This is a genomic window from Pseudoalteromonas piratica, from assembly GCF_000788395.1.
Lineage (GTDB): Bacteria > Pseudomonadota > Gammaproteobacteria > Enterobacterales > Alteromonadaceae > Pseudoalteromonas > Pseudoalteromonas piratica.
Window position 1 is genome coordinate 1,166,040 of sequence record NZ_CP009888.1, and the last position, 20,975, is coordinate 1,187,014.

Consider the following 20,975-nt stretch of genomic DNA (forward strand, 5'->3'; position numbering starts at 1 on the left):
ATATTAGTTGCGCAAGAAAAATGCTAGTAGTTATTCCAGCACATAACGAAGAAGATACAATACAAGATGTTATTCATGACCTTAAAAGTCATGGGTATAATGATATTTTGGTTGTTGATGATGCAAGTTCAGATAACACCGCATTATTTGCAAAGAAGCTTGATGTTAAAGTGATGAGCTTGCCTTATAATTTAGGTGCTTGGAAAGCAACTCAAGCAGGGGTTCAATATGCTCGGAAACGTAACTATACAAGTCTAATTACATTCGATGCAGACAAGCAGCATTTAGCGAGTCAAATTAAAAAACTAGTTCATTGTCAAAAATTAACAAAATCAAATTTAGTTATTGGGTCGTGCCCCTCTAGAGGCTCTCTATCAAGGCGCATTGCTTGGAAGCTCTTTCGTGGGTTATCTGGCGTTAAGGTCAATGATTTAACCTCAGGGTTTCGATTATACGACCGTTTCGCGATCGAAGTGTTAAGTAAGAAAGAAGCATCTTTATTAGAGTACCAAGATGTTGGCGTTTTATTAATGCTTAAAACGTTTGATATAGCAAAAGCGGAAACTGATGTAGATATGCATCGGCGAGAGTCAGGTATTTCTCGGATTTTTTATTCTTGGTGGGCCGTATTATATTATATGGGTTACACGACTATGTTATGTTTAAGTAAAATAGCCAAAAAAACACACCTTTTACCTGAAAAAATTAAAGAAGTTTAAATGGAAATTTATCAGTATTTTACAGCTTTTTTAGCTGTTCTTTTCTTTATCTTTGTGATGATTCTCATTCGAAGAGATTCAATTTTAATGGGCGCTGCATTTCGTTGGCTCATTTTAGCAATTTCAATTCTTGTTTTAGGTATTTTTCCACAATTGGCAGATTTAGCTGCTGGCATTGTGGGTATAGCTTATTCGCCTATATTACCAGTAATACTTGCATGTCTACTCTTGATGCTAAAAGCGCTTATTGCGGATATTGAGCGCGCGCGTACTCAAGTAAAGATGGATCGTATAGCGCAAAAGTTAGCGATGGTTGAGATGGAATTAGAGGGCCTCAAATCAGAAATTACTAACAAAGGCTAGCTCCACAGCATATTTAGTACAATTAAAATGGATTAAGTACAAGTAAAAAACTATTTGCATATTCTTAATGTATTAGAGAGTATTTAATATTCTCAACGAACTCGCCTTTATATTATTAAAATGAACTACGACGTTTTTAACGGTGATGCTGATGGCATCATCGCACTTCTCCAATTACAGCTTGCAAACCCTACTGAAAGTAAAAAAATTACCGGTGTAAAACGCGATATTCAATTGCTTCAGCAGGTAGATGCAAAAGCAGATGACAACATTCGCGTGCTTGATATTTCGATGGAAAAAAACCTTGAAGCACTTCATAAGTGTTTAGAAACCGGTGCAAATGTCTTTTATGTTGATCATCATCGCGCAGGAGAAATTCCAACAAGCGATAGATTAGAAGCGCATATCGATTTAGATGCAAATACCTGTACCAGCTTAATTGTCAGCGACTTGCTCGAAAAACAATATCACCTTTGGGCGATTACTGCCGCTTATGGCGATAATATGATTGCCACTGCAGATATCGAGGCAGATAAGCTTGGCCTATCCCAAGAACAAAAAGAAAAGTTAAAAGCGTTAGGCATTTATATTAACTACAACGGCTATGGCAGCAATGTTGAAGATTTACACTTCCATCCCGCTGCGCTTTTTGAAAAACTACTCGACTATCCATCGCCTCTGGACTTAATTGACCAAAAAGATTCGATTTTTTACCAGCTTGAGGCGCTATACAGTGCCGATATGGCAAAAGCGCAGGCGGCTGATGTGTTATATGAAACTGATGCGGTTAAAGTTATTTTGCTTGAAGATGCTGCTTGGGCAAGGCGTGTTAGTGGTGTTTTAGGTAATGACCTTGCTAATCAATCACCAGATAAAGCCCATGCTGTACTCACTTATCACCAAGAGTCAGGCTATACTGTCAGTATTAGGGCGCCACTGAATAATAAGCAAGGGGCTGATAAAGTTGTTTGCCAATTTGCAACGGGAGGTGGTCGCACCGCTGCCGCTGGGATTAATCAACTCAGTGATGATGAACTTACGCGATTTTATCAAGTATTTGACGATTATTACGCTTAAATATGAGGGTTAGATATGACAGTATTGGTGACAGGTGGTGCAGGTTATATTGGTTCGCATACAGTTGTCGAGCTATTACAGGCGGGAGAGCAGGTTGTTGTTCTAGATAATCTTTCAAATTCTTCTTTGGAAGCGCTTAAACGTGTCGAGAGTATCACCAATTCATCAATTATTTTTTATCAAGGTGATATTCGAGATAATGCACAACTGGATGCTATTTTTGTTGAGCACAAAATCGACAGTGTAGTGCATTTTGCAGGATTAAAGTCTGTTAATGAGTCGATATCACTGCCTTACAAATATTACGATAATAATGTGCAAGGCACTCTTAACTTACTTGCAGCCATGGAAAGAGCAAGTGTTTATAAGTTGGTATTTAGTTCATCAGCTAATGTATATGGCACACCAGATACTCTTCCCGTTATTGAAAGCGCACCAGTTGGGGAAACCAGTAACCCATATGGCACTTCAAAATATATGGTTGAGCGTATTTTACAAGATTTAGCTACTTCAAATGAAAAGTGGCGGTTTGCGATCTTAAGATATTTCAACCCTGTAGGAGCACATAAATCGGGGTTAATTGGCGAAGATCCTAATGATATTCCAAATAATCTACTGCCTTATATCTCTCAAGTTGCTATTGGCAAGTTAGCCTGTTTAGGCGTGTTTGGCGACGATTACGACACACCTGATGGCACCGGTGTACGTGACTATATACATGTTGTCGACCTTGCATTAGGTCATCTCAAGGCGCTTGAAAAATTATCCTCTATTAATGGTGCTGAAGTATTTAACTTAGGTACAGGTAATGGCTACTCTGTACTGGAAATGATAAAAGCATTTGAAGTTGCTTCAGGAAAGTCCGTTAAGTTTGAAATCAAAGGCCGCCGTTCAGGCGATATTGCAATGAGTTATGCGAACCCAGAAAAAGCTAAGAGCGAGTTGAATTGGGAAGCTAAACGGGGGCTGGACGATATGATGGCAGATGCATGGCGTTGGCAAAGCCAAAACCCAAATGGTTACGCTAATAGATAATATAGATTCAGTTAAAAAGTAAAAGGATGCTCAACAGCATCCTTTTTTCATTACTAATCATTGATTTTATTACTCAATCGGAAATAGCGCATCTATCTCGCTTGGTAAAAATGGTCTGCCTTTTTCATTGACAGAAGTACCAATAACGAGTGCCTCTACTGCAACTTTCTCATCGCATTTACGAATAACACGTTGGCGAAAACCAAATTTTAGTTTTGAAAGTCGGGTCGGGATCACTTCAACATAAAATTCATCGCCTGGTTTTAATGATGTTTTAAAATCAAGTTCACTGCGAACTACTACTAGGTTAATTTTATCAGCGGCTAGTTTGGCGAAATCAATATTATTAGCGTGCAAAAACTCATGGCGAGCATGCTCTAAATAGTTAAAGTACACACCGTTATTTACAATACCTTGTAAATCGCACTCGTAGTCTCTTACTTTTAGTTCTAAACGAAATGTCATTTTATTTACTCATTCAAATTTTAATGCAGTTTACCGAATTCTTTATAAAAAGAGGTACGACTTATGCCCTCAAATACGAACTTCTCTCGCTTACATTATTAACTTCTTATAAACTATGACGTAATTTTATGTTTAACAATTTATAAAACTGGATACCAAAGTGAAAACCAGCCTTAAACTTGTCTCAGCTGCAATTCTTGCGTCTATAACTGCAACGACATATGCCAATCAAGATCTCGATAATATTGAAGTGATTACCGTTACTGGTGATTTTAAGCAAGAGAGTGTTCAAACATTAAGCGCAAGTGTTCATGTGCTTGGTGAAGAAGATATTGCATTAAGAAATGCGGCGCATTTAGATGAGCTTTTAAACACCGCAGCTAACGTAAATTATACCTCTGGTGCTTCACGTGGTCGTTTTATTCAAATTCGCGGTATTGGTTTGCGTTCGCAATTTGTTGATCCAGTTAACCCATCCGTTGGTTTGCTAATGGATGGTATTAACTATTCAGGTTTAGGTGGCTCGGCTTTATTATTTGATACTCAGCAAGCTGAAATTTACCGTGGTCCACAAGGCACGCGTTTTGGTGCAGATGCTATGGCGGGAATGATCCATATTAACACAGCTGCAGCATCAACAGAGGCGCAAGGCAAGTTGCAGCTTGGTGTGGGTAATTATAACTCTTACAACCTAGGTGTTGCTGCAGGTGGCGGTATTGATGAGGTTGTAGGCTTGCGTGCTAGTATTTACCAAAATGTATCTGACGGTTATGTCGATAACATTTATCTAAACGAAGCAACACAAGATCAAGATGAGTTTGTTGCCCGTTTTAAAGCAAAAACCGATTTCAGTGATGTGTTTGTAAGTGAGCTGAATGCACATTATATCGATATTGAAAATGGCTATGATGCCTTTACCTTAGATAATTCACGTAATTCAGTGGCTGATGAACCAGGTCAAGATAATCAAGAAAGCTTTGCATTTAGCCTGCGTAATAACTTCTCAGGGCTGGACGCGTTTGATATCAACTTTAATGTTACAGCACTCAATGCTGATTTACTTTACAGTTATGATGAAGATTGGGTATGTAATGATGCGAATGAACCTTCATTATGTGAGGCAGGTTTACACCCTTGGGGTTACAGCTCGACAGATGCGTATTACCGCGATCGTCAAGACCGCTCTTTAGAGCTAAATGCGCAAGGTAAAGAAGGTGATTGGATTGCGGGTGTTTACTATCAAACAAAAGATGAAGACTTAACGCGAGTTTATACTTGGCAAGCACAAGACTTTACCTCTAATTATCAAGTCGATAATTTTGCTCTATTTGGTCAATTAGAAACCCGTATCGATGATCGCACAGTGCTAATTACGGGCCTACGTGCTGAAAATTATCAAGGTGATTACAGTGACAATAATGGGTTTGTCGAGTCAGTTGATGATTCTATGATTGGAGGCAAACTGGCGCTTGAACATCAGGTTAATTCACAAGCAATGATCTATACCAGCTTATCACGCGGTTACAAAGCGGGTGGTGTTAATGGTGAAGCGTTAGCAAAAGCGCGTGATGAAGGCACTGACCAAAGTTTCTTTGAAGCGATTAAATACTTTGACCCAGAATACTTATGGAATGGTGAGTTTGGCGTTAAAGGCATGTCGAAAGATAAGCGTCTAGTACTTCGCTTGGCGGCGTTTTATATGTATCGCGATAATATGCAAGTTAAAGCATACAAAGAATATAAAGCTGATGAAAACTCAGAGCCAGTGTTTGTCGGTTACTTAGACAATGCTGCCAGTGGTCGTAACTATGGTTTAGAAATTGATGGTAACTATCAATTAACTGACCGTATTAGCTTAAACGGCGCTTTAGGTTATTTACGTACGCGTATGGATGACTTTGTTAATGCTGATGGCGAGAGCAAAGATGGCCGTGAACAAGCACAAGCGCCACGCTACAACTATGCGTTCTCGGCGCGTTTCGATGCAACCGATAACCTGTATGTTAATTTAGGCATTGAAGGTAAAGACGAGTATTTCTTCTCAGATAGCCATGATTCAAAAGCTGAAAGTGTGAATTTAGTGAATGCTAAGATTGGTTATATCCGCAATGCATGGGAAGTAAGTGCTTGGGTTCGCAATATGTTCAATCAAGATTACGCAACCCGTGGTTTTGAGTTTGGTAATGATCCGCGAGATTTTTACGAAACCCATACTTATGTGCAATTTGCTGAGCCACGCATGGCAGGTATAAGCTTCACTTATCAGTATTAATTATTGTGTATTTAGAGTTCAGAAGAGTCATTAAGCTCTTCTGAAACCTGAAACCTGAAACCTGAAACCTGAAACTATGAAATTATCAGTTGAAATTAGTAAATATCCGCTGCATCAAGATTATATTCCGTTTATTAAAGGGTTTATTGATCGTTTAAATGCGCACCCAAATTTAGAAGTAATCACCAACACTATGTCAACGCAGGTATTTGGCGATTATGATGAAGTTATGCAGGCGGTAACAAGCGAAATTAAACGTTCACATCAAGAATTTGGTAAGGCAATTTTTGTCTGCAAATTTATCGGTGGCGATTTATCACCAAATAAAGAGGCTTAAATGGAATTTCTATCGCAAGCACTAAATGGTTTTACAGCAATGAGCTATTGGGAATATATCGCAGTAGTGCTAGGACTTGCCTACTTAGTGTTTGTGATGAATGAAAGTTTATGGGCTTGGCCGTGTGCTTTTATTAGCACCTTAATTTACACCATTTTGTTTTGGAATGGTGCGCTGTTGATGGAGTCATTGCTCAACTTTTATTATTTAGCAATGGCGGTTTATGGCTTTTATTGCTGGAAAAATGGTAAAGAAAAAAAAGAATTACCCATCACAAGTTGGCAGTTTAATACCAACCTTATCATTATCACGGTAACCAGTTTAATTGCACTAGCCTTGGGTTATGTAATGGATAACTACACGCATGCAGATTTTGCTTACTTAGACTCTTTTACTACCTGTTTCGCTGTGATGACTACTTATTTAGTTGCTAAAAAAGTGCTTGAGAACTGGCTCTATTGGTTTGTAATTGATGCCGCGTCAATCTACCTTTACCTTCAAAAGGGTTACTACCCAACAGTAGTGTTATTTGCTATTTATACTGGGGTGGTGATTTGGGGTTATATGCAATGGCGTCAGCATTATGAACCAGATAAAGAGCAAGCTTTTGCTTAATCAATGCCAAGACTACCTAGTTAAACTTGGTTTAGAGTTTGTAGCTAAAAAAGCGCTTTATCTTACTCAAGGCGTTAATAATACCTGTTTTCGGGTTGAAACACAGTGTGGAAAAATTCTGCTATTAAAGCATTTTGATCGTGAAAATAACTTCAAAGTGACTTTAGTTGAGCAATATTTAGCAAAAGAAAGTGTTGTACCAAATGTTATAGCAACTAGCGAAAAACATAAGCTTATTGCTTATCAATTTATTGAAAGCGTAGAATTTAACAAACCGCTCCACCTTCAATCGTTAGTAACAAAGCTAGTTGTTTTACATAATTTGAATAGTGATTATGACTATGAAGAGATAAATCTAAGTGCACTCTTTAGTAGTTACACTGAGCTAGCAGAATATAAAAACTATCAAGCAACAATTAATCTATTACTAGCGAAGTTAAAAAATTACCCATATGAACTTGGTGTATGTCATAACGATTTAGTACTCGAAAATTTACTTTTCTCAGACAACGATAGTTGGATTATTGATTTTGAATATGTGGGATTAAATGATGTGTATTTTGATTTGGCAGCACTCAGTAGTTCGCTAAAATTGAGTGAACAGGAGAAAAGCCAGTTGCTCAGTGTCTATTTTGAGCAATCTAATATTTCAGAAGAGCAACTTGAAAAGCTAAATCTTTACCAGAAAGTTTATAACTTAATTTGTTACTTTTGGTATTTAAAGCATGGCTTTACACGCCATGCTTTAGCATTAAAACCGTTTATAAACGATTAAATACCACCAATACGCTCAGCTAATTCTTTATAGCGTTTTACGTCATCTTCGTTAAATTTAGCGTTGCCAGCATCGTCTTTTTCAGCTGCAATTAGCAAGCTCTCACGTTCTAAACGACGAACGCGTTCTTCTTTTACGCCAAGAAATTCTGCAACTTGTTCTGTAGTCATTAATGCCATTTTGTTCTCCTAGTAATTAGGGTCTGTTGATCTTTAAAGTTCGTTTTTGCAGCAGCTTGATTGGCTTTTATACAAGGCAGAGGCTGCGTGGCATGGTTATTCCATGTGAGTCAGCCGATAACGCTGTAGAAAAGCCAATCAAGCGCTGCCTCTCCGCTCTTTTGAGCGCACTTTTCTTGTTGTTGTTCGATATTCGCTTAGATGACTAGGCCACACATCGAACGCCGCGATAAAAGCACGCTCAAAGAGAGCAAAAATAGAACCGCAAAGGTCAACAGACCCTAGGCATGCTTCAAGTGAATCTTTTAATTAAAGCGTTTTTTCTTAAAAAATGCGAGTAAATTACGACTTAATTGTAACTATCTTGTTGATATATTAGCCAAGTGAGTTTCCATTTGCTGGTAATTCGAAGGTTTAGCCATTATTATTGTCGCCGTGCTCTCGTGGTGAAATGGATATCACGTGGCCCTCCGGAGGCCGAGTTCTAGGTTCGATCCCTAGCGAGAGCGCCAATTCTTATTTGGCTGCGTCAATTACTTCTCCATTGGTCTTATCAGCGTAATCTTTTATTGCGTCGCTTAACATAAACACATAGAATTCAATCGTTACTTGTCGGAGTGCCTTTTACTTTTTGAGTAAAACTAAGGCTGAGATCGCATAAGCGGGATCCGTGAACCTGAATAGATTAGTATCTACGTAGGAAACAAGCAGCTTGGTGGCAAGCGTTTGTTTGCCATTTGGCAAAAGACCTTTTCACTGTTGTCTTAATTATATTAAGAACTGCCTCCTAGGCGCTGTGTGCGCTTCAATCATCACGAACTTTGGCAAGACCGTCACTCGATTTAATTATTTAAAGGTGCGTCATGTCACAAAGTAATACTAAGCCAGCAAATCAAATGAGCCGTCGCGAAGCGCGACAAGCGGCATCTGATTACATATACAACCTTAAAACCCAGCCATTTCCTAATTCACAAAAAATTTATGTGGAAGGTGAAAACCCAGGCGTACGCGTAGGTATGCGTGAAATCACGTTAAGTGATACCTTTGCTGGTGGTACAGAAGAAAACCCTATTTTTGAAAAGAACGAGCCAGTACGTGTTTACGACACATCGGGCCCTTATACCGATCCGAATGCTGAACTGAATGTTGAAGTAGGTTTACCAAAATTCCGCCAAGCGTGGATTGAAGGTCGTGATGATACGGAAGAGCTAGAGTCGGTAACTTCACAATACACTCAGCAGCGTATGGCTGATGAAGGGTTAGATCATTTACGTTTTGAAAACTTACCAAAAGTGCGCTGTGCTAAAGCGGGTAAAAACGTTACGCAAATGCATTATGCGCGTCAGGGCATTATCACACCCGAAATGGAATACGTTGCCATTCGTGAAAATATGGGTCGTGAAAAAATTCGTGAAGAAATTTTAGCGCAGCAGCACAAAGGCGAATCGTTTGGTGCAGAGCTACCTGATTTTATTACGCCAGAATTTGTTCGTGATGAAATTGCACGCGGCCGTGCGGTATTACCAAATAATATTAACCACCCAGAGTCTGAGCCGATGATTATTGGCCGTAATTTCTTGGTTAAAGTAAATTCAAACATTGGTAACTCGTCAGTATCAAGCTCAATTGAAGAAGAAGTTGAGAAGCTTGTATGGTCAACACGCTGGGGCGCAGATACGGTAATGGATTTATCGACAGGCCGTTATATTCACGAAACACGTGAATGGATTGTGCGTAACTCGCCAGTACCAATTGGTACCGTACCAATTTATCAAGCGCTTGAAAAAGTAAACGGTGTAGCAGAAGACCTAACTTGGGAAATCTTCCGTGACACGCTCATTGAACAAGCAGAGCAGGGTGTGGATTACTTTACTATTCACGCCGGTGTTTTACTTCGCTATGTACCAATGACGGCAAAACGTGTTACAGGTATTGTGTCACGTGGTGGTTCAATTATGGCGAAATGGTGTTTAGCGCACCATAAAGAAAACTTCTTATACACTCACTTTGAAGAAATCTGTGAAATTTTAAAGCAATACGATGTGTGTTTCTCACTCGGTGATGGCCTGCGCCCAGGCTCTGTGGCTGATGCAAACGACGAGGCGCAATTTTCAGAGTTACGTACATTAGGTGAGTTAACTCAAATTGCTTGGAAACACGATGTACAGGTATTCATTGAAGGCCCGGGTCACGTGCCAATGCACATGATCAAAGCCAATATGGACGAGCAGCTTAAGCATTGTCATGAAGCACCATTTTATACCTTAGGTCCACTAACAACCGATATTGCACCGGGTTATGATCACTTCACATCGGGTATTGGTGCAGCGCAAATTGCTTGGTACGGCACAGCAATGTTGTGTTATGTAACACCAAAAGAGCATTTAGGTTTACCGAATAAAGATGATGTTAAAGAAGGCCTTATTACCTATAAGATTGCAGCGCATGCAGCAGATTTGGCAAAAGGTCACCCAGGTGCGCAAATTCGCGATAACGCACTTTCTAAAGCACGTTTTGAGTTCCGTTGGCACGATCAGTTTAATCTTGGTTTAGATCCTGAGCGCGCGCTTGAGTATCACGATGAAACCCTTCCGCAAGAGTCAGGCAAAGTTGCACATTTTTGTTCAATGTGTGGTCCTAAATTCTGTTCGATGAAAATCACCCAGGAAGTGCGTGATTATGCGAAAGATTTAGAAAATCAGGGGGTCGATATTTCAGATGCGAATGCAATTGAAATCAAAATGATTGATGTTGAGGCAGAAATGAAAGCGAAATCAGAAGAGTTTAAATCGGCTGGTTCTGAGATTTATCAAAAAGTGTAAATCAGCAATAAGTATTCAGAATTCAGTAAGTAAAACTGCTGAATTCTGATACATATTTAACTGCATGGACGTACTATGACAGCAAGTTCACAGCGAAAAAAAATAGCGATTTTAGGTTACGGTTTAACGGGGCGTTTAGCGGCATTGCAGCTTTATCAGCAGCATCAAGTATCGGTATTTGAGTCAGGTAAAGTGAGCGGTGAGCAAAGTGCAGGTTTTGTCGCCGCGGCTATGCTTGCGCCGTTAGCCGAATCGGTTCTATGTGAAGCTGATTTAGCCGAGCTTGGCATGCAGGCGATGCCACTGTGGCAGTCGATTATCGAGATGTTAGATGAGCCGGTGTTTTTCCAACAACATGGCAGCTTAGTGGTTGCACATCTGCAAGATAAAGGTGACTTAGACTCGTTTACTAATCGCTTAAAGCCAATTGCAGAGCAAAGTGCACAACACCTTAATAGTGCGCAGCTTGCCGAGCTGGAACCCGCACTTTCAGGGCGTTTTCATCAAGGTATTTACTTGCCATGCGAAGGTCAGCTTGATAACCGTGCGTTTTATGCGGCAAGTTACCAACAAGTAAAAGACAAGGTCACTTTCTTTGAGTCGTTTTCAGGCAATATTAACGAAAACCACTTTGATATGATTTTGGATTGCCGCGGTTTAGGCGCTAAACCTTCGCTTCAAAACCTTCGCGGTGTACGCGGTGAGGTGGTGCGCTTATATGCACCAGAAGTGTCGCTTAATCGCCCTGTGCGATTAATGCACCCGCGCTATCCAATCTATATTGTGCCAAAGCCGAATCATGAATTTGTAATTGGCGCGACAGAAATTGAATCGCAATCAACAAAGCCAATGACGCTGCGTTCAGCAATGGAGTTGTTGTCAGCTGCATACACAGTGCACAGTGGCTTTGCTGAAGCCGAAATACTTGAGATGCAAGCAGGGCTAAGGCCAAGCCTGCCCGATAACCGCCCATTGGTTGAAAAACAGGGTAAGCGCATTGTGATTAATGGCTTGTATAGACATGGTTATTTACTGGCGCCAAAAGTGGTTGAAATGGCGCTTGAGCAGATTAACTAAGAGTGCAAAATGAATGTAATAATTAATGGCGAAAAGCGCGATGTTGAAAGCAATACGACGTTGCTTGCTCTGCTAGCGAAGTTGGGTGCTAGCGAACCCTACGCGGTTGCAGTAAATCAAAGCTTTGTGCCGCGTGAACAATGCGAAGGCATCACTTTGACTGATGGCGATCAGATTGAAATTCTCTCGCCAATACAGGGGGGCTAATGGATAAACCGTTAACTATTTATGGGCAAACGCTGTCGAGCCGTTTATTTATTGGCTCAGCCTTGTATCCATCTCCTGCAGTAATGCAGCAGTCAATTGAGGCATCGGGTGCAGAGGTGGTGACGGTATCATTGCGTAGGCAAGGTACCCTTGAAGCAGGTAATGATTTTTGGCAATTGATCAAAGATACCGGCCTAAAAGTATTACCCAATACCGCAGGTTGCCACAGTGTGCAAGAGGCCGTAACCCTTGCCAAAATGTGCCGCGAAGTGTTTCAAACTAATTGGGTTAAGCTCGAGCTTATTGGCGATGAGTACAATTTACAGCCAGACCCCATTGGCTTACTTGAAGCGACAAAACAACTAATCGATGACGGTTTTGAAGTTTTACCCTATTGCACTGATGACTTAGTTATTTGCCAAAAATTAGTCGATTTAGGGTGTGAAGTACTGATGCCGTGGGGCGCACCAATTGGTACAGGTAAAGGGTTGTTAAATCCGTATGCGTTAAAAACCATTCGCGAGCGCTTACCCAATACCACTTTGCTAGTGGATGCAGGACTGGGCTTACCTTCACACGCAGCAACGGCAATGGAAATGGGGTATGATGCAGTATTATTAAATAGTGCGGTAGCGCAAGCGGGCGACCCAATTGCAATGGCAAAGGCTTTTTCACTTGCGGTAGACGCAGGCAGAATCGCTTATGAAGCTAAAGCAATGCCCGAAAAAGAGGTTGCAAAACCGTCAACCCCAACAATGGGCATGCCTTTTTGGCATCAGCAGTAAATCGCATAACATAAATCAGCTTAAAATTGGGATCTAATGGGTAATTTAATTTGGACTATTGCTGGCTCTGACGCTGGTGGCGGCGCGGGAATTCAAGCCGATATAAAAGCAGCGCAAAGTTTTGGTGTACACGCATGTAGCGTGATTACCGCACTTACAGCGCAAAATAGCATGGGCGTTGAAGAGATTAATGGTGTTGCAATCAAGGTGATTGAATCCCAACTTGATGCCCTTGAGCAAGATGTACAACCTAAAGTGATTAAAATTGGCATGCTTGCCAATGAACAGCAAGTAGAGTTTATTGCTAATACACTTAAACGCTACAAAACCACATGGCAAACGCCACCAGTTGTTGTTTACGACCCAGTAGCGGTAGCCTCAAGCGGCGACAGTTTAACTGAAGAAGATATTCTACCGGCAATTAAAACCCATTTATTACCACAAGTAGATGTGATCACCCCTAATACCCAAGAAACGCAAATCCTTACCGGTGTGTATTTAATTGGTCCAAGCGCAGTGCAGGATGCAGCGAAAGCGTTTAATGAATTAGGTGTACCGACTGTGCTGATAAAAGGCGGGCATTGGGATTATCCAAAAGGCTATTGCATCGATTATGGTGCTCATCAAGGTGAAGAGTATTGGCTAGGCAATAAAGCAATTAACACACCGCACAGTCATGGTACAGGGTGTTCCTTTGCTTCCAGTGTTGCAGCCAATCTCGCGAAAGACTATCCGCTGAAAGATGCCTTTATTCTTGCTAAAGCCTATATTAATCAAGGATTAAAACATGCAACACGCTTTGGTCAAGGTATCGGCCCAGTGGCTCATTGTGGTTTCCCCCACGATATCAATGATTACCCAGAAGTAATTGAGGCGGATTCGTGGCTAGGTCAGGAACTAGATCTAGAAATGGGTTCAGAACAAGTTAGCGCCCGTGATTTTGCAAAAATAGAAACGCGTAATTTAGGTATTTACCCCGTGGTTGATTCCGTTGATTGGATTGAGCGCTGCTTAAAAGCGGGCATTAAAACCATTCAGTTGCGTATCAAAGATAGCAGCGATGCTGATCTTGAAGAAAAAATTGCAACCGCGATTACCCTTGGTAAAAAATACGACGCGCGTTTATTTATTAATGACTACTGGCAATTAGCGATAAAACATGGCGCTTACGGTATTCACCTTGGCCAAGAAGATATTTCGGTCGCTAATTTGGCTGAAATTAAGCAAGCAGGCATTCGCTTGGGCGTATCTACCCATGGTTTTTATGAGATGCTGCGCGCGCATAATTATCGCCCAAGTTATTTAGCTTTTGGTGCAATTTATCCAACCACAACTAAAGATATGACGGGGCAAATTCAAGGTCTTGAAAAGTTAAAACACTTTGTACCATTAATGCATGATTACCCTGTAGTGGCAATTGGTGGCATAGACTTAAACCGTGCTGAAGAGGTTGCAAAAACTGGCGTTGGCAGTATTGCGGTTGTGCGCGCAATTACAGAAGCAGCTGACCCGGAAGCGGCCATTGTTGAGCTTGAGAGTGTATTGAAGTAATCATGTCATCGTTATCAAACCAAGAATTAATTCGTTATTCTCGCCAGTTACTATTGCCAGAAATTGACGAGAATGCGCAACTTAAATTAAAAGCTGCGCGCGTATTAATTATTGGTTTGGGTGGCCTTGGTTCACCTGCAGCGTTTTATTTAGCAGCTTCTGGTATCGGACAGTTGACTTTGGTCGACCATGATGAGGTTGAGCTGTCTAATTTGCAGCGGCAAATTCTCTATAAAATTAGTCATATAGGGCAAAGTAAAAGTAAAGTCGCGGGTAAAACACTGCAAGCGCTGAATAACCAAGTATCACTATCTTCAATCTCAGAAAAGTTGGATGAGCAAAATGCTAAATCGCTTATCGAAAATTGTGATTTGGTACTTGATTGCAGTGATAACTTCAAAACACGCTATTTAATTAACCGCCTTGCTAAGCAGTTTGCTAAGCCGCTTGTTTCCGGTGCTGCTATGGGCTGGCAGGGGCAGCTTTGTATAGTAGATAATAGAGATGATGATGCCCCTTGTTATGAGTGTTTATTTCCAAATGGCAATCAAAATCATGCCCAGAACTGCGATACTTTGGGGGTTATCAGCCCGTTGCTAGGTGTAATAGGTGCGCAGCAGGCTATTGCAGCCATATTGCTGTTATTAGGTGAGACAAACTTACCGCAGTTTTTACAATTTGATGCACGAAGTTTTAAACAAAGCGTTTTTTCGTTTTCTACGTCAAGTAGTTGCTCTACCTGTAATTGACGTAGCTTATAACAGTTCACTACGTTTACTTTACATTTTCCTACGTAATTGATGTTTGTATTTTTACCCAAATTAGGTATTTTAGTTTGTACCAATTCTGTTAAGTGTGTGATCAGGGATAGCGCTGGAAAAATGAAATGGTAACAAGGTGGAATTTTTCTTATGTAGTTGTTATACATTGATAAATTCTAACGCAGTTAGCATGATATTTAGTCCGCTAGGATGAGCAGCTACTTAAGTGAATTGGTATTCATGCTAATTGGAGGGAACATGCTTAGAACATTACTAATTTCAGGATTAATGCTCGGTGCGGTTAATTCGTATGCACAGCAATCGCAGCATTTTTTAGTCACTTTTCCAAATACGGATATTGAGAATAGAGCAAAAATAAGTTTGCATCATAACTTAATTGGCGATCGTCCAAATGGAGTGTTGTTCACGCTAACCAAAGATGAACAATCTTTATTAAAGCGCTTTGGTGCAACCTTGCAACCAGCAAATAATCTGGCAAAGCAGTTTTTAACTAAGCAACAAAACATTTTTGATAAGCTGATTAACAACAACACTGGGATCCCTGGTTTTAGCTGTTACGCAACGGTAGAAGAAACTTTTCAGCAAGTAGACGACTTAGTTGCGGCTCATCCTGAATATACAGAACTTGTGGATATTGGTGATTCATGGCAAAAGCAAAATAAAGGCGAAGGCTATGATTTAAAGGTTTTAAAAATCGGTAAAAAAGATTTAGTTAATCCGCCAATTTTATTTATTCAAAGCGCCATGCATGCGCGAGAATTAGCAACAGCCGCGTTAACATTAGATTTTGCTAAACAGTTACTTAATGAACGCGAGAGCAACCCTGATATCAACTGGATTTTAGAAACACAGCAAATCCATATTCTTTTTCAAACTAATCCTGATGGCCGGAAAATCGCGGAAACAGGTGTTTCACAGCGCAAAAATGTCAACGAGAATCACTGCGTAGAATCAAGCGTTGGTGTTGATTTAAACCGCAACTTTAGTTTTGGCTGGGGCACGGTTGATGGCGGCTCAAGCGGGGATGCCTGTGCAGCAACGTATCGTGGTGATGCGCCAGGTTCAGAGCCAGAAGTAGCTGCGGTTGAAAATTATGTTCGCAGTATCTTCCCAGATCAACGCGGGCCAAACGTTAGCGATGCAGCGCCTGAAAATACTCAAGGGCTGTATTTAGACATTCACAGCTATAGCAAACTTATTTTATGGCCTTGGGGTGGCAGTTATGATGCAGCACCAAATGCCAAAGGATTGGAGTCATTAGGGCGCAAATTAGCTTATTTCAATAACTACACACCGATGCAGTCGGTTGGTTTGTACCCAACAGATGGGACCTCCGATAATCTTGCATACGGTGAACTCGGTATTGCACATATAACTTATGAATTAGGCACTGCTTTTTTCCAATCATGTAGCCATTACAATGCGTTAATCAAGCCCAGTAATTTAAAGTCATTGCTTTATGCTGCAAAGGTAACAAAAGCACCCTATCAACTTTCTCAGGGGCCTGATATTGAAGGTGTTACCTTGAGTAATAGCAATGGAAAATTAGTTATTAGCGCTACTGCAACTGACACTCGTTTCAAAAATAATAGTTCATGGCCGATGCATAACATTACCAAAGTAAGGTATGCGTTTAATGATTTAGTCACTGATGAAAATGCGCAGCTTGCCAGTCTTACTGATGGTAATGCCGATAGTATAAGTGAACAGTTTGCTATTGAGGTCAGAGAAGGTGAGTTGATTAACAATAAAGCGACCGTGTATATACAAGCACAAGACAGCGAAGGTTACTGGGGGACTATCACTGCCCACAGCATAGACACTAACCCGCCAAGCGTTGCTGGCAATATTAATTGTAGCGGTGCTAAGTGCCAGTTTAACGTAGAAAACTCTGTCAGTGGATTTAACTATCAATGGCAACTTTCAAATGGGGAAGTACTAGAAGGGGAGAACCCGACGCATATTCTACCGTCCATGGGTGACTATTCAGCAACGTTAGTTGTTACTAATTCAATGGGCATTTCAAATAGCCAGGTACTGGATTTCGCGGTCAGCGAGCTCTTAGCCCCAGAAGCTGTTGTGACTCACCTTTGTAACTACTTAGTGTGTGAATTCGACGCATCAAACAGTAGTGATGCTGATAGTAAAACACTAACGTATAGCTGGACAGCTGAAGAATCCGCTGGCAGTGGAGAAGTGTTTACACATACATTTTCACAAGCGGGCAGTTATAAAGTGGTATTAGCTGTAACTGATGAGCATGCACAAACAGCTAACTACGAACTTGATTTGCAAGTTGAAACTGAGCCAGAACCCGTGCCTCTGCCAGAAGTTCCAGGTGATGTTAAAAAAGATTCTTCTGGTAGTAGCTCATTATTTGGGTTGCTATTGCTAACAGCAGGTGCACTAATAAGAAGAAAGACATTAAACTAAAAAAGGGAGCTGTTGCTCCCTTTTTTAAATCTAAATTTATATTATTCGTCAGCTGGAGTCTCTTTGGCTTCGCTCTGCTCTTCTTTATTTTTGATTTTAGCGAAAGGGGTACCCATACGTGTTACGGTGCCTGCAACTTCACTATCAAGGAAATCAGCCACTTCTGAGCCCCAAGCAAGAATCACGGTAGAGCCTAACTTAAAGCGGCCCATCTCGTCACCTTTATTCAAAATTAGCTGGTTGTGGCCGTTATCAGGGTAGTCCCAAGTAAATACGTCTTTACCTGCTGGTGGTGTGACTGTACCCGCCCAAATTGTTTCAATACTTGCTACGATCGTTGCACCAACTAATACCATCGCAAGTGGGCCAATTTCCGTATCAAAAATTGCTACTACACGTTCATTGCGGGCAAACAAGTTTGGTACATTTTCTGCTGTAAGTGGGTTTACAGAGAATAAGTCACCCGGTACATACACCATTTTGCGCAGTTTACCAGCGATTGGCATATGAATACGGTGATAGTCTTTTGGCGCTAAGTAAATAGTCGCAAACTTACCGCCTTGGAATGGTGCAGCAACATTTTCATCGCCACCCAATAATTCTTGTAAGCTAAAGTCATGACCTTTAGCTTGAATTAAGCGGTCATCAACAATATCACCTAGCTGAGAAATTTTGCCATCTACAGGGTGGGCAATAATGTTTTTATCTTCAGCAATTGGGCGTAAACCTTCTTTTAAAGGACGAGTGAAAAACTCATTGAAGGTTTTGTAGTGAGCAGGATCTTCATATTTGGCTTCGCTCATATCAATGCCATATTGCTTAATAAAACCTTTGATTAAGCTGGTGGTAAGCTTGCCAGCTTGTGCTGCTGCTAACTTGCCAACTAAGCGAGATATAAGGTGTTTTGGCATGGCGTACTGCGCGCCAATTTTGAATTTATCTAAACTCACGAGGTTGTATCCCTAAAAAATTTTTCGTATTTTACATCAAGTTGTTGAATGACTCTATACTCTTGGATTGCGCGCACCTGCACGACCATCTTCCATCGACTCTAAAATGCGGTGGTAGCTATCGAAGCGCAACTCACTAATTTTGCCTTCATCTACTGCATCGCGAATGATACATCCAGGATCGTCTAGGTGTTTACAGTCTCTAAATTTACAGCCACCGATAAATTCACGGAATTCTTTAAAACACCAAGTGACACGATCATTTTCTAAATGCCACAGGCCAAACTCTCGAATTCCCGGGGAGTCAATCAAGTCACCGCCAGAAGGTAAATGATGCAGTGTTGAAACTGTTGTTGTGTGTTGACCTAAACCAGAAACTTCTGATACTTCTTGCGTTAGAATATTGGCATCTGGTAGTAGACTATTTACTAAGGTTGATTTGCCAACGCCTGATTGGCCGACAAAAATGCTGCTTTTATCTTTGAGTAATGATTTTAGCTCCTCAACACCTTGGCCTGTTTTATTACTAATGAAATAAACTTGGTAACCAATATCGCGATATATATCGAGTACTTCATCAAGGTATTCAACACCTTCGTCATCAAGTAAGTCTACTTTGTTAAGCACTAAAATTGGTTCGATGCCCATATCTTCGCAGGCAACTAAATAACGGTCGATGATGTTAGGGGTAAATTCAGGTAAAACTGCCGAAACCATTAAAATTTGATCAATATTGGCTGCAACAACTTTTACACCATCGTAAAAGTCAGGTCGGGTTAGTTGGCTTGTTCGCTCTTCGACAAGTTCGATAACGCCAGCTAAATCGCCTTCACTCACTTTTGCGCGACGAAATACAACGTTGTCACCACAAACAAGGCTTTTTATTGTGCGACGAATGTTGCAGCGTAAAACTTCACCCTCAGATGTTTCTACATCGGCATGTTGGCCGAAGCGACTAATTACGCGTGCGGATTGTTGTGGCCCTAGATTATCAGTTTGCCATGTTTGCTCGAGGTCGTCAGAATTTCTTCTAGCTTGCTTTAACCTTTTTTGATGATTAGCACTGATCCTACGAGATTGACCTTTACTAAGTTTTTTCCGTTTTGCCACTTTTAGCCTATAACTTAAATAACACTTTTAAAAAAAGCGTTTTATCTATTGAAGAAGCATAATATGATATATCCAAATTCATTAAATCGAAAGGAAAGCACCGCTAGGTAGTTATGGCTTTTCATGAATCTAATTTAATTTGGCTTGATTTGGAAATGACTGGATTAGAGCCGAGCCAAGATCGCATCCTAGAAATTGCGACAGTTGTGACCGACTCTGAGCTAAACATTCTGGCTGAAGGGCCTGTAATTGCTATTCATCAGTCTGATGAAGTACTGGATGCAATGGATGAGTGGTGTACTAATCAACACGGTAGTTCAGGTTTAACTGAGCGTGTGCGAAAAAGTTCACATTCTGAAGAAATGGCTATACGAGAAACAATTTCTTTTTTAGAAAAGTGGGTACCGAAAGGTGCATCACCTATGTGTGGTAATTCAATCGGTCAAGATAGACGCTTTTTAAACGTGTATATGCGAGAGCTGGAAGATTACTTCCACTATCGTAATATTGATGTGAGCACAATTAAAGAGCTGGTTAGACGATGGTCACCAGATATGCTTAACCTTGTTAAGAAGCAAGGCACGCACCTAGCACTTGATGATATCCGCGAATCAATTGCTGAATTACGCGTGTATCGCCAAAATATCTTCAAAATTTAAAAAATATTAGCTTTGTTACTTGCAAAGCTAATTTCTTTATGTAAAATCACGCCCCGCTTAGACGATAAAAGACTTTAAGCATTTTGTATGCGAGTACAGTTCAGCTGCTCGAGGTGATTAACGCGACTAAGGTTGCGCTAATGCTAAGTAAAAAAAAACGGTTGATTGGATTGCGAGTATAGCTCAGCTGGTAGAGCGCGACCTTGCCAAGGTCGAGGTCACGAGTTCGAACCTCGTTACTCGCTCCAAATTTTTGGAAAGTGTTGATAGGTACTTGGTTATGCCAAGGTCGAACTTTTAATATCAAGAGTTCAAACCTCATTATTTGCTCCAAAACTTTAAAAGATTTTAAAAAAGAGTCTTTTGATACAATAGATTAATACAACCAGAACGTTTTAATCTTATATCTGCATGATGATGCGAGTATAGCTCAGCTGGTAGAGCGCGACCTTGCCAAGGTCGAGGTCACGAGTTCGAACCTCGTTACTCGCTCCAATCATTCAAAAATGCATTATGTGATGCGAGTATAGCTCAGCTGGTAGAGCGCGACCTTGCCAAGGTCGAGGTCACGAGTTCGAACCTCGTTACTCGCTCCAAATTTTGGAAAGTGTTAGTCATTCCAAATCATTAAAAATGCATATCGTGACGCGAGTATAGCTCAGCTGGTAGAGCGCGACCTTGCCAAGGTCGAGGTCACGAGTTCGAACCTCGTTACTCGCTCCAATTCTTCCTAAAGTAATTTCGATAAATTAATTGCTAAGT

20 protein-coding genes, 5 tRNA genes and 1 riboswitch are annotated in these 20,975 nt (G+C 40.8%); of the genes, 21 read left to right on the forward strand and 4 right to left on the reverse strand.

Translation table 11 applies throughout. From position 1 onward, the window contains the following. Positions 1-20 precede the first annotated feature (20 nt). From OM33_RS05225 to galE, 4 genes are all read left to right on the forward strand, one after another. Entirely contained in the window at positions 21-719 is a 699-nt protein-coding gene (locus OM33_RS05225; protein ID WP_052140907.1) for a glycosyltransferase family 2 protein, read from the forward strand. Continuing rightward, positions 720-1,082 carry a DUF2304 domain-containing protein gene (locus OM33_RS05230; RefSeq protein WP_038639614.1) on the forward strand — a complete coding sequence of 121 codons (363 nt, stop codon included), beginning with the start codon at positions 720-722 and terminating at the stop codon, positions 1,080-1,082. Positions 1,083-1,202: 120 nt separating this feature from the next. Further along, the gene (locus tag OM33_RS05235; protein WP_038639618.1) at positions 1,203-2,159 is read left to right on the forward strand and encodes a hypothetical protein; all 957 of its coding nucleotides are present in this window, start codon (positions 1,203-1,205) and stop codon (positions 2,157-2,159) included. 15 nt (positions 2,160-2,174) lie between these two features. Continuing rightward, positions 2,175-3,194, forward strand: a complete 1,020-nt coding sequence (gene galE / locus OM33_RS05240; RefSeq protein WP_038639620.1) for a UDP-glucose 4-epimerase GalE — start codon at positions 2,175-2,177, stop codon at positions 3,192-3,194. Positions 3,195-3,263: 69 nt separating this feature from the next. On the opposite strand, the gene OM33_RS05245 is transcribed toward galE, so the two are convergent. Continuing rightward, positions 3,264-3,659: an acyl-CoA thioesterase gene (locus OM33_RS05245; protein WP_038639623.1), complete on the reverse strand. Its 396-nt coding sequence runs from the start codon at positions 3,657-3,659 to the stop codon at positions 3,264-3,266. A gap of 160 nt (positions 3,660-3,819) precedes the next feature. On the opposite strand from OM33_RS05245, the gene OM33_RS05250 reads away from it, so the two are divergent. From OM33_RS05250 to OM33_RS05265, 4 genes are all read left to right on the forward strand, one after another. Then, positions 3,820-5,931 (forward strand): TonB-dependent receptor, encoded by a 2,112-nt coding sequence (locus OM33_RS05250; protein WP_038639626.1) that lies wholly within the window; start codon positions 3,820-3,822, stop codon positions 5,929-5,931. 76 nt (positions 5,932-6,007) lie between these two features. Further along, positions 6,008-6,268, forward strand: coding sequence for a hypothetical protein (locus OM33_RS05255; RefSeq protein ID WP_038639631.1), 261 nt, complete (start codon positions 6,008-6,010; stop codon positions 6,266-6,268). After that, positions 6,269-6,883, forward strand: coding sequence for a nicotinamide riboside transporter PnuC (pnuC, locus tag OM33_RS05260; RefSeq protein ID WP_038639634.1), 615 nt, complete (start codon positions 6,269-6,271; stop codon positions 6,881-6,883). Beyond that, positions 6,852-7,658: a phosphotransferase gene (locus OM33_RS05265; RefSeq protein ID WP_038639637.1), complete on the forward strand. Its 807-nt coding sequence runs from the start codon at positions 6,852-6,854 to the stop codon at positions 7,656-7,658. The genes pnuC and OM33_RS05265 overlap by 32 nt, the downstream gene beginning before the upstream one ends. Here OM33_RS05265 and OM33_RS05270 read toward each other — a convergent pair. Then, the gene (locus OM33_RS05270; RefSeq protein ID WP_010561097.1) at positions 7,655-7,837 is read right to left on the reverse strand and encodes a helix-turn-helix domain-containing protein; all 183 of its coding nucleotides are present in this window, start codon (positions 7,835-7,837) and stop codon (positions 7,655-7,657) included. The genes OM33_RS05265 and OM33_RS05270 overlap by 4 nt on opposite strands. A 437-nt stretch (positions 7,838-8,274) precedes the next feature. Here OM33_RS05270 and OM33_RS05275 point away from each other — a divergent pair. From OM33_RS05275 to OM33_RS21995, 8 genes are all read left to right on the forward strand, one after another. After that, positions 8,275-8,349, forward strand: a tRNA-Arg gene (locus OM33_RS05275). Positions 8,350-8,440: 91 nt separating this feature from the next. Then, a riboswitch (TPP riboswitch) is annotated at positions 8,441-8,557 on the forward strand. A 143-nt stretch (positions 8,558-8,700) separates the two neighbouring features. Beyond that, positions 8,701-10,659: a phosphomethylpyrimidine synthase ThiC gene (gene thiC, locus OM33_RS05280; RefSeq protein WP_038639640.1), complete on the forward strand. Its 1,959-nt coding sequence runs from the start codon at positions 8,701-8,703 to the stop codon at positions 10,657-10,659. Positions 10,660-10,734: 75 nt separating this feature from the next. Further along, positions 10,735-11,736, forward strand: a complete 1,002-nt coding sequence (locus OM33_RS05285) for an FAD-dependent oxidoreductase (protein ID WP_010561095.1) — start codon at positions 10,735-10,737, stop codon at positions 11,734-11,736. A gap of 9 nt (positions 11,737-11,745) precedes the next feature. Next, positions 11,746-11,943, forward strand: coding sequence for a sulfur carrier protein ThiS (thiS, locus tag OM33_RS05290; RefSeq protein WP_010561094.1), 198 nt, complete (start codon positions 11,746-11,748; stop codon positions 11,941-11,943). Next, positions 11,943-12,728: a thiazole synthase gene (locus OM33_RS05295; protein ID WP_038639643.1), complete on the forward strand. Its 786-nt coding sequence runs from the start codon at positions 11,943-11,945 to the stop codon at positions 12,726-12,728. Before thiS ends, OM33_RS05295 begins: the two co-directional genes overlap by 1 nt. 36 nt (positions 12,729-12,764) lie before the next feature. Continuing rightward, positions 12,765-14,279 (forward strand): thiamine phosphate synthase, encoded by a 1,515-nt coding sequence (thiE, locus tag OM33_RS05300; protein WP_038639646.1) that lies wholly within the window; start codon positions 12,765-12,767, stop codon positions 14,277-14,279. Between the two features lie 2 nt (positions 14,280-14,281). Beyond that, positions 14,282-15,028 (forward strand): HesA/MoeB/ThiF family protein, encoded by a 747-nt coding sequence (locus OM33_RS05305; RefSeq protein ID WP_038639649.1) that lies wholly within the window; start codon positions 14,282-14,284, stop codon positions 15,026-15,028. Between the two features lie 270 nt (positions 15,029-15,298). Next, positions 15,299-17,494 carry a M14 family zinc carboxypeptidase gene (locus tag OM33_RS21995; protein WP_052140908.1) on the forward strand — a complete coding sequence of 732 codons (2,196 nt, stop codon included), beginning with the start codon at positions 15,299-15,301 and terminating at the stop codon, positions 17,492-17,494. A gap of 41 nt (positions 17,495-17,535) precedes the next feature. On the opposite strand, the gene asd is transcribed toward OM33_RS21995, so the two are convergent. Continuing rightward, positions 17,536-18,444 carry an archaetidylserine decarboxylase gene (asd, locus tag OM33_RS05315; RefSeq protein ID WP_038639652.1) on the reverse strand — a complete coding sequence of 303 codons (909 nt, stop codon included), beginning with the start codon at positions 18,442-18,444 and terminating at the stop codon, positions 17,536-17,538. Positions 18,445-18,498: 54 nt separating this feature from the next. Next, entirely contained in the window at positions 18,499-19,554 is a 1,056-nt protein-coding gene (rsgA, locus tag OM33_RS05320; RefSeq protein ID WP_038639655.1) for a small ribosomal subunit biogenesis GTPase RsgA, read from the reverse strand. 113 nt (positions 19,555-19,667) lie between these two features. Here rsgA and orn point away from each other — a divergent pair, with 113 nt between their 5' ends. From orn to OM33_RS05345, 5 genes are all read left to right on the forward strand, one after another. Next, positions 19,668-20,213: an oligoribonuclease gene (gene orn, locus OM33_RS05325; RefSeq protein WP_038639657.1), complete on the forward strand. Its 546-nt coding sequence runs from the start codon at positions 19,668-19,670 to the stop codon at positions 20,211-20,213. A gap of 172 nt (positions 20,214-20,385) precedes the next feature. After that, positions 20,386-20,461, forward strand: a tRNA-Gly gene (locus tag OM33_RS05330). Between the two features lie 171 nt (positions 20,462-20,632). Beyond that, positions 20,633-20,708 (forward strand) — tRNA-Gly (locus tag OM33_RS05335). Positions 20,709-20,733: 25 nt separating this feature from the next. Further along, positions 20,734-20,809 (forward strand) — tRNA-Gly (locus tag OM33_RS05340). 51 nt (positions 20,810-20,860) lie between these two features. Beyond that, positions 20,861-20,936: transfer RNA gene (locus tag OM33_RS05345), tRNA-Gly, on the forward strand. Positions 20,937-20,975 lie beyond the last annotated feature (39 nt).

Coding starts and splice junctions, on each gene's coding strand:
- OM33_RS05285 (WP_010561095.1), top strand. CDS start 10,735: ATGACAGCAAGTTCACAGCGAAAAAAAATAGCGATTTTAGGTTACGGT.
- OM33_RS05270 (WP_010561097.1), bottom strand. CDS start 7,837: ATGGCATTAATGACTACAGAACAAGTTGCAGAATTTCTTGGCGTAAAA.
- OM33_RS05230 (WP_038639614.1), top strand. CDS start 720: ATGGAAATTTATCAGTATTTTACAGCTTTTTTAGCTGTTCTTTTCTTT.
- OM33_RS21995 (WP_052140908.1), top strand. CDS start 15,299: ATGCTTAGAACATTACTAATTTCAGGATTAATGCTCGGTGCGGTTAAT.
- OM33_RS05225 (WP_052140907.1), top strand. CDS start 21: ATGCTAGTAGTTATTCCAGCACATAACGAAGAAGATACAATACAAGAT.
- galE (WP_038639620.1), top strand. CDS start 2,175: ATGACAGTATTGGTGACAGGTGGTGCAGGTTATATTGGTTCGCATACA.
- OM33_RS05235 (WP_038639618.1), top strand. CDS start 1,203: ATGAACTACGACGTTTTTAACGGTGATGCTGATGGCATCATCGCACTT.
- thiC (WP_038639640.1), top strand. CDS start 8,701: ATGTCACAAAGTAATACTAAGCCAGCAAATCAAATGAGCCGTCGCGAA.
- pnuC (WP_038639634.1), top strand. CDS start 6,269: ATGGAATTTCTATCGCAAGCACTAAATGGTTTTACAGCAATGAGCTAT.
- OM33_RS05245 (WP_038639623.1), bottom strand. CDS start 3,659: ATGACATTTCGTTTAGAACTAAAAGTAAGAGACTACGAGTGCGATTTA.
- thiE (WP_038639646.1), top strand. CDS start 12,765: ATGGGTAATTTAATTTGGACTATTGCTGGCTCTGACGCTGGTGGCGGC.
- thiS (WP_010561094.1), top strand. CDS start 11,746: ATGAATGTAATAATTAATGGCGAAAAGCGCGATGTTGAAAGCAATACG.
- OM33_RS05295 (WP_038639643.1), top strand. CDS start 11,943: ATGGATAAACCGTTAACTATTTATGGGCAAACGCTGTCGAGCCGTTTA.
- OM33_RS05265 (WP_038639637.1), top strand. CDS start 6,852: ATGAACCAGATAAAGAGCAAGCTTTTGCTTAATCAATGCCAAGACTAC.
- OM33_RS05305 (WP_038639649.1), top strand. CDS start 14,282: ATGTCATCGTTATCAAACCAAGAATTAATTCGTTATTCTCGCCAGTTA.
- OM33_RS05255 (WP_038639631.1), top strand. CDS start 6,008: ATGAAATTATCAGTTGAAATTAGTAAATATCCGCTGCATCAAGATTAT.
- orn (WP_038639657.1), top strand. CDS start 19,668: ATGGCTTTTCATGAATCTAATTTAATTTGGCTTGATTTGGAAATGACT.